Source organism: Pantoea sp. 9140 (genome assembly GCF_000745295.1).
GTDB lineage: Bacteria > Pseudomonadota > Gammaproteobacteria > Enterobacterales > Enterobacteriaceae > Pantoea > Pantoea vagans.
On the sequence record NZ_JQNO01000001.1, the window covers coordinates 358,746 to 373,681 of the forward strand.

11 protein-coding genes are annotated in these 14,936 nt (G+C 56.9%); 2 read left to right on the top strand and 9 right to left on the bottom strand.

The genetic code is table 11. The features are described 5' to 3' along the window. Nucleotides 1-21: 21 nt before the first annotated feature. From apaH to lptD, 6 genes are read right to left on the bottom strand one after another with little or no spacing between them, the layout of a single operon-like run. Nucleotides 22-879, bottom strand: coding sequence for a bis(5'-nucleosyl)-tetraphosphatase (symmetrical) ApaH (gene apaH, locus FA92_RS01535; protein WP_033781834.1), 858 nt, complete (start codon nucleotides 877-879; stop codon nucleotides 22-24). 53 nt (nucleotides 880-932) lie between these two features. Then, nucleotides 933-1,310: a Co2+/Mg2+ efflux protein ApaG gene (gene apaG, locus FA92_RS01540; RefSeq protein ID WP_013356738.1), complete on the bottom strand. Its 378-nt coding sequence runs from the start codon at nucleotides 1,308-1,310 to the stop codon at nucleotides 933-935. Between the two features lie 3 nt (nucleotides 1,311-1,313). Beyond that, nucleotides 1,314-2,135, bottom strand: coding sequence for a 16S rRNA (adenine(1518)-N(6)/adenine(1519)-N(6))-dimethyltransferase RsmA (gene rsmA, locus FA92_RS01545; RefSeq protein ID WP_033781836.1), 822 nt, complete (start codon nucleotides 2,133-2,135; stop codon nucleotides 1,314-1,316). Further along, nucleotides 2,128-3,120 carry a 4-hydroxythreonine-4-phosphate dehydrogenase PdxA gene (gene pdxA / locus FA92_RS01550; RefSeq protein WP_033784494.1) on the bottom strand — a complete coding sequence of 331 codons (993 nt, stop codon included), beginning with the start codon at nucleotides 3,118-3,120 and terminating at the stop codon, nucleotides 2,128-2,130. The genes rsmA and pdxA overlap by 8 nt, the downstream gene beginning before the upstream one ends. Beyond that, on the bottom strand, nucleotides 3,110-4,405 hold the full coding sequence (gene surA, locus FA92_RS01555; protein ID WP_033781838.1) for a peptidylprolyl isomerase SurA: 1,296 nt from the start codon (nucleotides 4,403-4,405) through the stop codon (nucleotides 3,110-3,112). The genes pdxA and surA overlap by 11 nt, the downstream gene beginning before the upstream one ends. A 54-nt stretch (nucleotides 4,406-4,459) precedes the next feature. Then, entirely contained in the window at nucleotides 4,460-6,835 is a 2,376-nt protein-coding gene (gene lptD, locus FA92_RS01560; RefSeq protein WP_051926437.1) for an LPS assembly protein LptD, read from the bottom strand. A 182-nt stretch (nucleotides 6,836-7,017) separates the two neighbouring features. Between lptD and djlA the strand changes: the two genes are divergently transcribed. Beyond that, entirely contained in the window at nucleotides 7,018-7,827 is an 810-nt protein-coding gene (djlA, locus tag FA92_RS01565; protein WP_013356743.1) for a co-chaperone DjlA, read from the top strand. Between the two features lie 59 nt (nucleotides 7,828-7,886). Here the strand turns inward: djlA and rluA are convergent, their stop codons facing one another. The 3 genes from rluA to polB form a co-directional block, all read right to left on the bottom strand. Further along, nucleotides 7,887-8,540, bottom strand: coding sequence for a bifunctional tRNA pseudouridine(32) synthase/23S rRNA pseudouridine(746) synthase RluA (gene rluA / locus FA92_RS01570; RefSeq protein ID WP_013356744.1), 654 nt, complete (start codon nucleotides 8,538-8,540; stop codon nucleotides 7,887-7,889). A 39-nt stretch (nucleotides 8,541-8,579) separates the two neighbouring features. Beyond that, nucleotides 8,580-11,486, bottom strand: coding sequence for an RNA polymerase-associated protein RapA (gene rapA, locus FA92_RS01575; RefSeq protein ID WP_013356745.1), 2,907 nt, complete (start codon nucleotides 11,484-11,486; stop codon nucleotides 8,580-8,582). Nucleotides 11,487-11,639: 153 nt separating this feature from the next. Then, complete coding sequence (gene polB / locus FA92_RS01580) at nucleotides 11,640-14,000, bottom strand: DNA polymerase II (RefSeq protein ID WP_107319330.1); 2,361 nt, start codon at nucleotides 13,998-14,000, stop codon at nucleotides 11,640-11,642. Nucleotides 14,001-14,168: 168 nt separating this feature from the next. On the opposite strand from polB, the gene FA92_RS01585 reads away from it, so the two are divergent. After that, a complete protein-coding gene (locus FA92_RS01585; protein WP_013356747.1) occupies nucleotides 14,169-14,933 on the top strand; it encodes a DedA family protein in 765 nt (254 codons plus the stop codon). The last annotated feature ends 3 nt before the right edge of the window (nucleotides 14,934-14,936 follow it).

Below are 14,936 nucleotides of genomic sequence, written 5' to 3' on the forward strand. Positions count from 1 at the left end.
CTGACGGGCCAGCATCAAAGTTTACAGCGTGGGCGGCGCCAGACTGTCGCTGGAGGCCAGTGCTTTTTCGCGATTGGAGTGTTGCACCACATAACGCTGATCTTCCCAGTGCAGCAGGGTCAGCGTTCCGCCCCAGCAGCAGCCGGTATCCAGACCGATAATACCCTCGGGTGTTCCTTTGCCTTCCAGTGATGCCCAGTGACCAAACACGATGGTGTAGTCACGTGCGACCGGTCCCTCAATGTTAAACCAGGGTTTCAGCGGCGGAAGGGCTGACTCAGGGGCATCTTTGCAGATCATGTCCAGCTGGCCGTTGGGGAAGCAGTAACGCATGCGGGTCAGGGCGTTGGTGCTGAAGCGCAGACGCGCCAGGCCGGTCAAATCCTCACTCCAGTTGTTCGGCATATCGCCATACATGGCATCCAGGAACAGCGGATAACTGTCGCTGGCGAGCACCGCTTCAACTTCACGCGCGCACTTTTTCGCGGTCTCGATATCCCACTGCGGCGTGATACCGGCGTGGCCCATCACCAGCTTTTTCTCTTCATCCACCTGTAACAGCGGCTGACGGCGCAGCCAGTTGATCAGCTCATCTGCATCGTCCGCTTCGAGCAGGGGCGTCAGGCGATCTTTAGGCTTGTTACGGCTGATCCCGGCGTAGACCGCCAGCAGATGCAAATCGTGATTGCCCAGCACCAGACGTACCGCGTCACCCAGCGATTTCACGTAGCGCAGGACATCAAGGGAGCCCGGACCGCGTGCCACCAGGTCGCCGGTCAGCCACAGCGTATCCTGCTCAGGATTGAAATCGACCTGTTGCAGCAACGCACGTAATTCATCGTAGCAACCGTGAACATCGCCAATCAGGTATGTGCTCATAACGTTTTATCCATCAGGAAGGTGCCCGACTTAACGGGCAAAAAGCGTGTAAATCAATGAATGTGGGTCTGAATGGCGAGGCGGAACACCGGGATCTCGACGTGGAAGGTATCGCCCTGTTCGTCGACCATCACATAATGTCCCTGCATGGTGCCCATCGGCGTTTCGATCACGGCACCGCTGGTGTACTGAAATTCATTGCCAGGCGCAATAAACGGCTGTTCACCGACCACACCTTCACCCTGAACTTCCGTTTCGCGGCCATTACCGTTGGTAATCAGCCAGTAACGTCCCAGCAGTTGCACGGAGGAACGGCCCAGATTGCGTATCGTAATGGTATAGGCGAAGACGTAACGATCATCATCCGGTGAGGATTGTGAGGCGACGTACTGGCTTTGCACATGGACGGAGACGCGGGCCGTTTCACTCATGACTTACTCCTGCGATTTTCCCTGATGATTCGCCAGCCAGTTCGCCAGCTGACAATATTGCGCGACGGAGACGTTCTCGGCACGCAGGGTTGGATCTATGGATAACTCTTCCAGTGCCCCGGCAGCCACCATGTGGCTCAGGCTGTTGCGCAGCGTTTTGCGGCGCTGGCCGAATGCTTCCGTGGTAATACGGCTCAGGATGCGCACGTCGCTGACCGGATGAGGCGGCTCAGCAAACGGCACCAGCCGCACTACGGCCGAGTCCACTTTCGGTGGCGGCGTAAAGGAGTGCGGAGGCACTTCCAGCACCGGGATGACCTGGCAGTAATATTGCGCCATCACCGTCAGACGACCATATGCTTTACTTCCCGGACCGGCAACCAGACGGTTGACCACTTCTTTCTGCAGCATGAAGTGCATATCTTTGATCGAACCAGTATAGCTGAAAAGGTGGAACATCAGCGGGGTCGAAATATTGTACGGCAGGTTACCAAATACCCGCAGCGGCTGGCCTCTCTCCTGCGCCAGCGCGGCGAAGTCGAAGGTCATGGCATCCTGCTGGAAGATAGTCAGTTTCGGGCCAAGGAACGGATGGGTTTCCAGACGCGCAGCGAGGTCGCGGTCCAGCTCTATTACCGTTAATTTATCGAGGCGTTCGCCAACCGGCTCGGTTAAGGCACCCAGGCCCGGGCCGATTTCCACCAGCGCTTCGTCGCGCTGTGGATGGATGGCGGAGACAATGCTGTCGATAATGTACTGATCGTTCAGGAAGTTCTGCCCGAAACGTTTACGGGCGTAGTGCCCCTGATGGACGCGATTATTCATTACTGCTCTTGATCATAGTGATGGCGAGGTTAAGCGCCGTGATGAAGCTGCCCGGTTCTGCCCGACCCAGACCGGCGAGTTCAAGCGCGGTGCCGTGGTCAACGGAGGTCCGGATAAAGGGCAGGCCCAGGGTGATATTCACCGCCCGGCCGAACCCCTGGAATTTGAGTACCGGCAGGCCCTGGTCGTGATACATCGCCAGCACCGCATCGGCATACTGCAGATATTTAGGCTGGAAAAGGGTATCTGCAGGCAGTGGGCCGGTCAGATTAATGCCCTGCTGACGCAGTTCGTTGAGTGCTGGCGTGATGGTCTCGATTTCTTCACGTCCCATGTGGCCACTTTCACCCGCATGAGGGTTAAGACCACAGACGTAAATATGCGGTTCGGCAATCGCAAATTTCTGCTGCAGATCGCGATGCAGAATCGTGATCACTTCATGCAGACAGTCGCGGGTGACCGCCGCAGGGACATCCTTCAGCGGCAGATGCGTAGTCGCCAGTGCGACTCGAAGCTCTTCTGTCGCCAGCATCATGACCACCCGATGCCCGCCAGCGCGATCGGCGAAAAATTCGGTATGGCCGGTAAAGGCGATACCGGCATCATTGATGACACCTTTGTGCACCGGGCCGGTTATCAGGGCAGCAAATTCACCGTCGAGACAACCGTCACACGCGCGCGCCAGCGTAGCCAGTACATAGTCGCTGTTGGCGACGCAGAGTTCACCTGGCGTAACCGTCTCTGCCGTTTCAATGGGCAGGACAGTCAGCGTACCCGCCTGCTGCGGCTCTGCCGCCGCGTCAGGCTGGTAGGTCCGTAGCGTCAGCGGCAGACCAAGTTGGGCCGCACGCTGCTGCAACAGTGCTGGTGAGGCGCAGACCACCAGTTCAACCGGCCACGACTGCTGAGCCAGCTGAACGGTGAGATCGGGACCAATCCCGGCGGGTTCGCCGGGCGTGATCACCACACGAAGATTACTGCGCATTGCCATCCAGAATCTTCACGTAGGCGCTGGCGCGCTGTTCCTGCATCCAGGTCTGCGCTTCTTCTGCGAACTTACGGTTAAACAGCATACGGTAAGCACGCTCTTTCTGGGCGGCATCAGTTTTGTCCACCTGACGGCTGTCCAGCAACTGGATCAGATGCCAGCCGAAAGAGGAGTGAACCGGCTGGCTGGTCTGGCCTTTCTGCAGACGCAACAGCGCGTCGCGGAACGCCGGGTCGAAGGATTCCGGTGAGGTCCAGCCAAGATCGCCACCCTGGTTCGCCGAACCCGGGTCATCAGAGTACTGTTTAGCCGCCGCGGCGAAAGTAGTTTTGCCACTGCGAATATCAGCAGCGATCTGTTCCAGCTGCGCGCGTGCCTGGTCGTCTGTCAGAATCGGCGACGGCTTCAGCAGAATGTGACGTGAATGGACTTCGGTGACAGAGACATTTTTGCTCTCGCCACGCAGGTCGTTTACTTTCAGGATGTGGAAGCCGACACCGGAGCGAACGGGTCCGACGATATCGCCTTTTTTCGCGGTCGCCAGCGCCTGTGCAAACAGGGTTGGTAACTCTTCGATTTTACCCCAGCCCATGTTGCCGCCTTTCAGCGCCTGAGAGTCGGCAGAATAGGTTACGGCCATCTTGCCGAAGTCCGCGCCATTTTTCAGTTCGCCAACCAGCTGTTTCGCCAGCGTTTCCTGCTCATCAACCTGCTGCTGCGTCGGGTTTTCCGGCAGCGGCAGCAGAATATGGCTGACGTTCAGTTCGGTGCCCTGACTGTTCTGAGAGCCGATCTGGTTAGCCAGCGTATCGACTTCCTGCGGCAGAATGGTGACGCGACGACGTACTTCGTTGTTGCGCACTTCAGCAATGGTCATCTCTTTACGGATCTGAGAGCGATAAACGCTGTAGTTCATGCCGTCATAAGCCAGACGGCTGCGCAGCTGATCAAGGCTCATGCGGTTCTGCGCAGCGATGTTCTGAATCGCCTGGTCCAACTGCTCGTCGCTGATCTGGATCCCTGCTTTTTCACCCATCTGCAGAATGATGTTGTCCATGATCTGACGTTCCAGAATCTGATGGCGCAACGTTTTATCATCCGGCAACTGCTGACCTGCCTGCTGGGCCTGAGATTTAACCGTGCCCATCATGCCGTCCACGTCACTCTCAAGAACCACGCCGTTATTGACCACGGCTGCAACTTTATCAACGACTTGTGGTGCTGCGAACGCGGTGTTGGCACTGATTGCCACACCAAGAATCAGCATTCTCCAGTTCTTCATACTTTATCCATTGTTGGTTCCGCACTGCGGGATTGCCTGTCAAACATCACAACATCAGAAAGCGGGCTGGTAAGGGATAATGCCCTGACGCAGCATATCGTTGGTGCCTAAGCCATAGTTAGGACTCAGACCACGCAGCTCAATGTTGAATGAGATTTGGTTGTCATATTTACTGTCGTTGTTTTCCCAACCGTTAATTTTGCGTTCGTAACCGACCCGAATCGCGTAACAGCATGAGCTGTACTGCAGGCCAACCAGCTGCGACGCCGGACGCGTATTGCGGGTATCGTAGTAGTAAGCACCTACCACAGACCATGCATCCGCAATCGGCCAGCTGGCCGTGGTACCCACCTGTGAAATCCCGTTTTTAAAGATAGGGTTTGTCACCAGGCTGCTATCGTTCAGCGCGGTCGCTACATATTCCGGGCTGCTGTAACGGTAGCTCAGCTGTACCATGCGGTCGGCGTCACGACGGTATTCCAGTACGGTATTGCCCTGGGAGACGTTGTCGAGTTTGGTGTCATATTGCAGCCCACCTCTGACGCCCCAGCGATCGCTGATTTTCCAGTATGTATCACCAGCCCAAATCAGGCTGCCGGTATCATCTTCTTTACTGGTTTGATTCACACCAGTACGAGAAGGGGTAAACGAGTAGATTTGACCCACAGAAACGTTAAAACGTTCAACCAGATCGGTATCATAAATACGCGAGGTGACACCGGTAGCCACTTCATTGGCCGACGCGATGCGATCCAGCCCGCTATAAGTACGATCGCGGAACAGACCGGTGTAGTCGGTTTGCAGCAATGTTGAGTCGTAGGGATAGATGTTGCTCTGGTTACGGTACGGGATATACAGGTACTGCACGCGCGGTTCCAGCGTTTGGGTATAGCCCGCAGCCGAATTCATATCGCGGTCAAATACCAGCCGGCCATCCACTTTAAACTGCGGCAGGGTGCGGTTTACAGATTCATCCAGTTCGCCGCTCTTATCACCCCGGAGACCGTTAGCAGCGTTGTTATAGTAATCAACGTCAGTCTGCTGATAGTGGGTCGCCAGGAACTTCGCTTCGGTATCCAGGCTGGCCCAACCATTGGACAGTGGCAGATTCAGCGTTGGCTCAACATGCAAGCGGGTCGCCTCGGGATAGCGGCTGTTGACGTTGGTGAACTTCACCGCCTGCGCATAAACGCGGCCATCAAACGGGCCGATATCGTTCTGATAGAGATTAACGTCCAGCTGCGGCATCGCGCGATAGACATTATTGCTGGTGGTATTGCCAAATACCTGGAAATCTTTGGTGGAGAGCGTGGCGTCCCAGTTGGTGTCCGCATAGCCAACGCTGAATTTCTGCGTGGCGTAGTTGTCGGTCGAGCTGTAGTACTTCGAGTCGAGATCGTTGAAGTAATATTTGTCGCTGACTTTGGTATAGTCCGCGTTGAAACGCCAGTGCTGGTCATAAACACCCGCATGACGCCAGTAGAACAGCCAGCGATCGGAGCTGGCGCTTTCGGCGATGCCACGCTCTGATTTGTCGTTATCGTACTGTTTATCAGAGCCGAGGTAGTCGAATTCCATCAGACCGGCACCCAGCGTGGTCAGATAACGGAATTCATTTTCAAACTTCATGCCGCGCTTACTGATGTAGTGCGGCGTAATGGTCGCATCAGCCTGTGGCGCGATGTTCCAGTAATAGGGCAGAATGAACTCAAAGCCGTTATTACTGCCATATTTTGCATTCGGGATCAGGAAACCGGACCGGCGGCGATCGCCAATCGGTAACTGCAGATAGGGGCTGTAGAACACCGGAACCGAACCGAGCTTAAAGCGGGCGTTCCAGATCTCCGCCACTTCCTCTTCACGATCCTGGATCACTTCTGAACCGACCACGCTCCAGCTGTTGGAGCCAGGCAGACAGGAGGTAAAGGTACCGTTTTCCAGAATGGTATAGCGGTTATCGCCGCGCAGCTTCATCTGATCGGCGGTACCACGTCCCTGACGATCCACCATCTGGTACTGACCATTCCAGACGTTGGTATCTTTGCTGTTGAGGTTTGACCAGGCTTTCGGACCTTTCAGGATGACCTGGTTGTCATCGTAGTGCACATTACCCAGGGCATCGACGGTACGCACGGGCGCGGTCTGGCCTTCCTGCTGACGCTGATGAAGCTGAACTTCATCCGCCTGCATACGGCTGTTGCCCTGCTCAATGTTTACGTTGCCGGTAAAGACCGCATCATTGGGATAGTTCCCTTTCGCGGCATCGGAGTGAATGGTGACAGGCAGCTGGTTCGTATCACCGTTCACCAGCGGGCGGTTGTAACTCGGCACGCCTAACATACACTGCGACATCAAATCGTCGGCAAAGGCTTGCTGGCTAATGGCTGCGCCGATCAGTGTGGCCAGCAGAGTAGGTATATGTTTTTTCATACGCGGTATCGAGAATTCCATGAAAACTGGCATCATGCCGACAATCGGGTCAGAGACTAACTTACTGCCCGGCGTTGCGCCAGTGTTAATCCTGGTCTGTCAGCGTTGCCGTTAGGCGCTGAGATAAATGACAGGTATGATAATGCAATTTTCAGCCGCAAGCATGGCGAATTGAGGAGTTTATGCGCTACTGGGGAAAAGTTATGGGTCTGGCGGTGGGATTACTTTCCGGCGCAGGCTTTTGGGGTATTGTGATCGGTTTGATCATTGGCCATATGATTGACAAAGTACGCGGCGCACAAGGCAAGGCTTACTTCTCAAATAATCAGACCCGACAGACGCTGTTTTTCAGCACCACCTTTCAGGTGATGGGCCATCTGACCAAGTCAAAAGGGCGCGTCACGGAAGCGGATATTCAGATTGCTTCGCTGTTAATGGAACGGATGCAGCTGCACGGTGACTCCCGCAGTGCAGCCCAGCGCGCGTTTCGCGAAGGCAAGCAGGCAGATTACCCGTTACGCAGCAAATTGCGTGAACTGCGCAGCGCCTGTTTTGGCCGGTTCGATCTGATTCGGATGTTCCTGGAGATCCAGATTCAGGCCGCCTTTGCCGACGGTTCACTGCATCCCAATGAGCGTCAGGTGCTCTATGTGATTGCTGAAGAGCTGGGCATTTCACGGGTCCAGTTCGACCAGTTCCTGCGCATGATGGAAGGTGGTCAGCAGTTTGGCGGTGGTCAGCGCAGTTCTGGCGGTTTCCAGCAGGCGCAACGTGGCCCCACGCTGGAAGATGCCTGTAGCGTGCTGGGTGTGAAAAGCAGTGATGACGCCACCACGATCAAACGCGCTTACCGTAAACTGATGAGCGAGCATCATCCCGACAAGCTGGTGGCGAAAGGGCTGCCGCCAGAGATGATGGAGATGGCGAAGCAGAAAGCGCAGGAAATTCAGGCGGCGTACGATCTGATTCGCAAAGAGAAAGGCTTTAAATAATCACTGTTTCCCCTGGCCTCTTCTGCAACAGAGGAGGCCAGGGTGACAGGTCGAACATCTCAAAAATCGGCGGGCTGACGAAACGTCATAGCATTACCAAATGCCGGATGGGTAATGGTCAGTGACTCCGCATGCAGCAGCAGACGGGCTGCCATCGCTTTGGCTTCCGGGTGCGCATAGAAGTTGTCTCCCAGAATCGGATGGCCCAGCGCCAGCATATGCACCCGCAACTGGTGTGAACGGCCGGTAATCGGCTTCAGCGACACGCGTGCACTGTTATCCGCACGATACTCCAGCACCTGATACTCCGTCTGCGCGGCTTTGCCGGTCTCGAAGCAGACCATCTGCTTTGGACGATTTGGCCAGTCACAAATCAGCGGCAGATCAACCAGTCCCTCTTCCTTTTCAGGATGTCCCCAGATACAGGCCACGTAGGTTTTGGAAGGCTCCCGTTCGCGGAACTGGCGTTTCAGCTCGCGTTCCGCCGCCTTGGTCAGCGCCACCACCATTACGCCGCTGGTCGCCATATCGAGTCGGTGGACCGACTCGGCCTGCGGGAAATCACGCTGTATCCGCGTCATCACGCTATCTTTGTGCTCATCCAGACGACCGGGTACTGAGAGCAGACCGCTGGGTTTATTCACCACCATGATATGCGCATCCTGATAAAGGATGTGCAGCCAGGGTTCACGCGGTGGATTGTAAGGTTCCATGGGGCTTTCCAAAAATAAGGGGCTATGTGGCCCCTGAGCTTACTGGTGTGTCACCACAATCAGGCGCAGCGCGTCGAGACGCCAGTTGGCCTGGTCGAGACTTTCCAGCACCTGTTCGCGGTTGCTTTCCAGCGCCTCAACTTCATCGTCGCGGATGTTCGGGTTGACGGCTTTCAGCGCGTTAAGACGCGAAAGCTCGGCACCCAGCTTCTCGTTCGCTTCAGCACGTGCCGCATCAATCACCGCACGCGCTTCACTGACGACGCTCTCTTCGGCCTGCGTCAGAATCGCATGCACATCCTGCTGCACCGCATTCACCAGTTTACTGGCGGTGTGACGGTTAACCGCATTCAGCTGACGGTTAAAGCTTTCGAACTCCACTTTGCCCGCCAGGTTAGTGCCTTTGGTATCCATCAGCAGACGGATTGGCGTCGGTGGCAGGAAGCGGGTCAGTTGCAGATGCTTCGGTGCCTGCGCTTCAACCACATAGATCAGCTCGACCAGCAGCGTCCCCACCGGCAGCGCCTTGTTCTTCAGCAGTGACAGTGCGCTGCTGCCGGTATCGCCTGACAGGATCAGATCCAGACCGTTACGGATCAGCGGGTGTTCCCAGGTAATGAACTGAGTATCCTCGCGTGACAGTGCCTGATCGCGGTTAAAGGTAATGGTGCAGCCATCTTCCGGCAGGCCAGGGAAATCGGGCACCAGCATGTGGTCGGAAGGGGTCAGCACAATCAGGTTATCGCTGCGATCTTCCTGATTGATGCCGACGATATCAAACAGGTTAAGCGCGAAGTTCACCAGGCCAGTATCGTTATCCTGCTCGCTGATAGCATTGGCCAGCAGCTGCGCCGATTCACCGCCGTTGGAGTTAAGTTCCAGCAGGCGATCGCGACCCTGTTCCAGCTGCGATTTCAGCGCGTCGTGCTGTTTACGGCAGTCAGTGATAAACGCATCGAAGCCTTCATTGTTCTCCGGCGCGGCCAGATAGCCGATCAGCTGTGAATGGACGCTGTCATAGATGGTACGGCCGGTCGGGCAGGTGTGCTCAAACGCGTCCAGCCCTTCGTGATACCAGCGCAGCAGCACCGCCTGTGCGGTCTGCTCCAGCCACGGCACCAGAATCTGAATATCGTGCGCCTGACCGATACGGTCCAGACGACCGATACGCTGCTCCAGCAGGTCCGGGTTAAACGGCAGGTCGAACATCACCAGACGGCTGGCAAACTGGAAGTTACGGCCTTCTGAACCGATCTCGGAGCACAGCAGCACCTGCGCGCCGTTCTCTTCTGAGGCGAACCAGGCGGCAGCACGGTCACGTTCAATGATCGACAGACCTTCGTGGAACACCGCGGCGCGGATGCCTTCACGTTCACGCAGCACCTGCTCCAGCTGCAGCGCGGTGGCGGCTTTGGCGCAGATCACCAGCACTTTCTCTTTACGGTTGCTGGTGAGATAGCCCATCAGCCATTCGACGCGCGGGTCGAAGTTCCACCAGGTCCCGCTGTCGCCCTCAAATTCCTGATAAATCTGCTCCGGGTAGAGCAGGTCGCGCGCCCGCTCCTCGGCGCTTTTGCGCGTACCCATAATGCCGGAGACTTTAATCGCCGTCTGATACTGCGCAGGCAGCGGCAGACGGATCTGATGCAGCTCGCGTTTCGGGAAGCCTTTAACGCCATTACGGGTATTACGGAACAGTACGCGGCTGGTGCCGTGGCGATCCATCAGCATGGAGATCAGCTCCTGGCGCGCCTCCAGCTTGCCATCACGGTCGCTGTTGGCGACCTGCAGCAGCGGCTCAATGTCCTGCTCGCCGACCAGATCGTTGATCCGGTTCATCTCCTCCTGGGAGATCGCGTTGTCCGCCAGCAGCGCTGTGACGGCATCGGCAATCGGGCGGAAATGCTGCTGCTCTTCTACAAAGGCGGCAAAGTCATGGAAACGGTCCGGGTCGAGCAGGCGCAGGCGGGCGAAGTGGCTCTCCATACCCAGCTGCTCTGGTGTTGCGGTCAGCAGCAGAACGCCGGCAGTTTTTTCGGCCAGCTTTTCGATAACCTGATATTCGCGGCTTGGCTCGCCTTCTGACCAGGCCAGATGGTGCGCTTCATCCACCACCAGCAGATCCCATTCGGCATCGGCCAGCATCTCAAGGCGCTGTTTGTTACGGCGCACAAAGTCCAGCGAGCAGATAATCAGCTGCTCCGTTTCAAACGGGTTATCGCTGTCGTGCTGCGCTTCGGTATAGCGATCGTCATCAAACAGCGCAAAGCGCAGGTTGAAGCGGCGCAGCATTTCGACCAGCCACTGGTGCTGTAAGGTTTCAGGCACCACGATCAGAACACGCTCAGCACGACCCGCCAGCAGCTGTTGCTGGATGATCATCCCGGCTTCAATAGTTTTACCCAGGCCAACTTCATCGGCCAGCAGCACGCGCGGCGCATGGCGACGGCCGACATCGTGGGCGATATGCAGTTGGTGAGGGATCAGGTTGGTGCGCATACCGCGTAAGCCGCTGATCGGCAGGCGGTACTGCTCGCTCTGGTATTTACGGGCGCGGAAGCGGAGGGCGAAACGATCCATCCGGTCGAGCTGGCCGGCAAACAGGCGATCCTGCGGCTTACTGAATACCAGCTTGCTGTCGAGCATCACTTCGCGCAGCATCACGTCGCTTTCTTCGGTATCCAGCCGGGTACCGATATAGGTCATCAGGTCATTTTCGTTGCGTACTTCATCGACGCGCATCTGCCAGCCTTCGTGGCTGGTGATGGTATCACCCGGATTAAAGATGACGCGGGTAACCGGCGAATCGTTGCGGGCGTAGAGGCGGTTTTCCCCCGTGGCCGGAAACAGCAGGGTGATCATGCGGGTATCGATCGCCACCACGGTGCCCAGTCCCAGTTCACTTTCCGTATCACTAATCCAGCGCTGACCTAATGTAAAAACCATATGTTTTTTGCTCGAATTTTAACGTTTTTAGAGGTGTTCCCAAAGCTCAGGCAATAGCGTTACCGCCAGACAAACGAGGTCTGGAGCGGGAGTAAGAGCGGTGAGTTTCAGGAAGGGCGCTATGGTACTGGATGGCAGGGCGTTCGTCACCTGTCAAAAAAGCCCCAGTTGCCCTGTAATCAGTGTAGCAAAGTCCCCTTCAACAAAGGGCAGAATCCCCTCAGCGACCGGCTGAAGTTGCTTCGTTACATAGTGGTCATAGTCCAGCGGCGTGCTGCGCGCTTCCAGTGGTTCCGGGCCTGCCGTCGCCATAACGTAACGAATACGGCCTCCCTTCTGATACTGCAATGGCCGGTTTAATTTACGATTCTGCTCATCGGCCAGCCTGGCGGCACGCACATGCGGGGGCACGTTTCGTTCATATTCATTCAGCGGCCGCCGCAGACGCTTTTTATAGATCAGCTGATCGTCGAGTTCACCCGCCAGCAGCTGCGCTATGGTCGTGCGGATGTAGTCCTGCCACGGCTCACGGTGAAAAATGCGATGGTAGAGCTGCTGCTGAAACTGTTTGGCCAGCGGCGTCCAGTCGGTTCGCACCGACTCCAGCCCCTTGAAGACCATGCGCTCACCGGCAGCGTCACGAATCAGTCCGGCGTAGCGTTTCTTGCTGCCCTGTTCCGCGCCGCGAATGGTCGGCATCAGGAAGCGGCAGAAGTGGCTTTCATACTCCAGCTCCAGAGTGCTGGTCAGCCCCTGCGTCTGCTGGAGGTGGTCACGCCACCAGTCATTTACTTTCTGCACCAGCTGCTGACCAATCGCGGCAGCATCTTCTTCACTGTGCGCCGACTTCAGCCAGACAAAGGTGGAGTCGGTGTCGCCATAGATAACGTCATAGCCTTCCGCTTCAATCAGCGTGCGGGTCTGCTGCATGATGGCGTGACCGCGCAGGGTAATCGAGGAGGCGAGACGAGGATCGAAGAAGCGGCAGGCGCTGGTACCCAGCACGCCATAAAAGGCGTTCATGATAATCTTCAGCGCCTGAGACAGCGGCTGATTTTTCTGCTTTTTCGCTGCCTCACGACCCAGCCAGATCTGCTCAACAATCGCGGGCAGGCAATGGGTATGCCGTGAGAAACGCGCTTCGCGGAAACCTTCGACTGAATCGGCATCATCCGGATGGGCCAGTCCCTCTACCAGACCCACCGGGTCGATCAGGAAGGTGCGGATAATCGACGGATAGAGGCTTTTGTAATCCAGCACCAGCACCGAGTCATACAGGCCGGGGCGCGAATCCATCACATAGCCGCCCGGGCTGGCTTCCGGGGCGACATCGCCCATGTTCGGGGCGACAAACCCGGCGCGATGCATCCGCGGAATATAAAGATGACCAAAAGCCGCCACCGAACCGCCGTGGCGATCGACGGCCAGGCCATTCACCGCCGCACGCTCCAGCAGAAACGGCATAATTGCGGTTTTGTGAAAAATGCGCGTCACCAGCTCGCAGTCTTTCAGGTTGTAGCGTGCCAGCGCCGGTTTATCGTTGGCAAAGCGCCAGTTGATCTCCTCCATGCGATCCCAGGGATTATCAATCGCTTTTCCTTCACCCAGCAGCTGTTGCGACACCGACTCCAGGCTGAACGACGGAAAATCCCAGAACGCCGATTTCAGGGCGTCGATGCCATCGATAATTAACCGGCCGCTGGCCTGCGCGAAAAAAACGCCGGGCTTGAAGCCGTGTTCACGCCACTCCAGCGCGGCCTGCTGGCGGCCAAGACGCAGCGGTATGCCGTAGCGATCGGCATGCTTCTGCAGCACCCGCAGATCAAACTGCACCACGTTCCAGCCAATCAGCACGTCCGGGTCATGCTCTGCAAACCACTGGTTCAGCGCTTCAAGCAGCTGCGGGCGGCTGTCGAGATAGATCAGCTCGAAGTCCAGCGCGCTGGCATCACCGTTTGGCGGGCCGAGCATAAAGACCTGGCGCTGACCGCAACCCTCCAGCCCGATGCAATAAAGCTCGCCATGCTGCGTGGTTTCAATATCCAGTGAGACCCATTTCAGTGGCGGGCGATAGTCGGGGTGGGGTTTGAGCCGCGCATTGACCACGCTGTCGCCGCGCTGCTCGCCGTCAAACCAGACCGGCGCGGTAATAAAACGCTCCATCAGGTAGCGCTCCGGCGGGCGGATATCCGCCTCATAGACCGGAATACCCTGTTCGCGCAGCCGTTTTTCGATGCGCTGTAGTTGACGGTTCTGTGGACAGTAGAGGCCAAAAACCGTGCGGCGGCGGAAATCTTTCAGCGCCAGCGACTGAATTCGAAACTGACGTTCATCTTTGAGTAATTCGCTGACCTGCGCCTGAAATTCCTCGGGAATAAACGCAACGGACTCCTGTACCGGCAGTACCACGCGCTGCGCGCCAGCATCCGTGGCGAGCCAGAGGATAATTTCAGTGCCTTGCGGGCTGTCGCGCCAGTGGCGGGTGAGCAGAAAACCTGCGCGGGCCATATTCAGATGTTCTCCGGACTCAGCAATTCAGGGATGAGAAAACTGCTTAAGTATATCATGGATATTTATACAGTTCCCGCCGCCGCTTTTGTCAACATTGTCCTACAATTCTTGCCTTGACGCTGTGTGGCTGGCTCTGGACAATCCAGCCTTCTGCTTTTACTTAGGATGATTATGGAAGCCTGGATTCAACAACTGATTACGCAGTCCCTGGAGTGGGCGCTGTTTGCCGTTGCGCTGGTGACGTTTCTGGAGTCGCTGGCGCTGGTCGGGCTGTTGCTGCCAGGTACGGTAATGATGGCCAGTCTGGGTGCGCTGGTGGGCAGTGGCGAGCTTGGTCTCTATCCTGCCTGGGCGGCGGGCTTTGCGGGCTGCCTGATTGGTGACTGGGTCTCTTACGGCATCGGCTGGAAATTCCAGGGGCCGCTGCATCGCTGGAAGTATCTGCAAAAATATAAAGGCCTGCTGGATAAAACCGAGCACGCCCTGCATCAGCACAGCATGTTTACGATTCTGGTCGGGCGCTTTGTGGGGCCGACACGTCCGCTGATTCCGCTGGCGGCCGGTATGCTGGAGCTGCCGGTGCGTAAATTCCTGCCGCCGAACATTATTGGCTGCATCCTCTGGCCGCCGCTCTATCTGCTGCCCGGGATTCTGGCGGGGGTGGCGATCGATGTGCCGAAAGCCGCGCAGGGCGGCAGCTTTAAGTGGCTGTTACTCGGCGCAGCCCTGCTGATCTGGCTGGGTGGCTGGTTATGCTGGCGCTGGTGGCGCAGCGGCAAGAGCCGCGACTGGGCGACCGCCTGGCTGCCGCCTGAACGTTTACGCTGGGCAGGACCGCTGGGGCTGGTGATCGCCGTTGCAGCGTTTGTGGGTATTCAGTTCCATCCGATGATGCCGGTTTTCCGTCATCTGCTGTGGCAGGTGTTCTTCGCCTGACGC

Bases quoted from the DNA above. Each gene is read 5' to 3' on its own strand.
- rapA (WP_013356745.1), bottom strand. From the start codon at position 11,486: ATGGTTTTTACATTAGGTCAGCGCTGGATTAGTGATACGGAAAGTGAA.
- rluA (WP_013356744.1), bottom strand. From the start codon at position 8,540: ATGGAACCTTACAATCCACCGCGTGAACCCTGGCTGCACATCCTTTAT.
- surA (WP_033781838.1), bottom strand. From the start codon at position 4,405: ATGAAGAACTGGAGAATGCTGATTCTTGGTGTGGCAATCAGTGCCAAC.
- djlA (WP_013356743.1), top strand. From the start codon at position 7,018: ATGCGCTACTGGGGAAAAGTTATGGGTCTGGCGGTGGGATTACTTTCC.
- rsmA (WP_033781836.1), bottom strand. From the start codon at position 2,135: ATGAATAATCGCGTCCATCAGGGGCACTACGCCCGTAAACGTTTCGGG.
- pdxA (WP_033784494.1), bottom strand. From the start codon at position 3,120: ATGCGCAGTAATCTTCGTGTGGTGATCACGCCCGGCGAACCCGCCGGG.
- lptD (WP_051926437.1), bottom strand. From the start codon at position 6,835: ATGAAAAAACATATACCTACTCTGCTGGCCACACTGATCGGCGCAGCC.
- apaH (WP_033781834.1), bottom strand. From the start codon at position 879: ATGAGCACATACCTGATTGGCGATGTTCACGGTTGCTACGATGAATTA.
- FA92_RS01585 (WP_013356747.1), top strand. From the start codon at position 14,169: ATGGAAGCCTGGATTCAACAACTGATTACGCAGTCCCTGGAGTGGGCG.
- apaG (WP_013356738.1), bottom strand. From the start codon at position 1,310: ATGAGTGAAACGGCCCGCGTCTCCGTCCATGTGCAAAGCCAGTACGTC.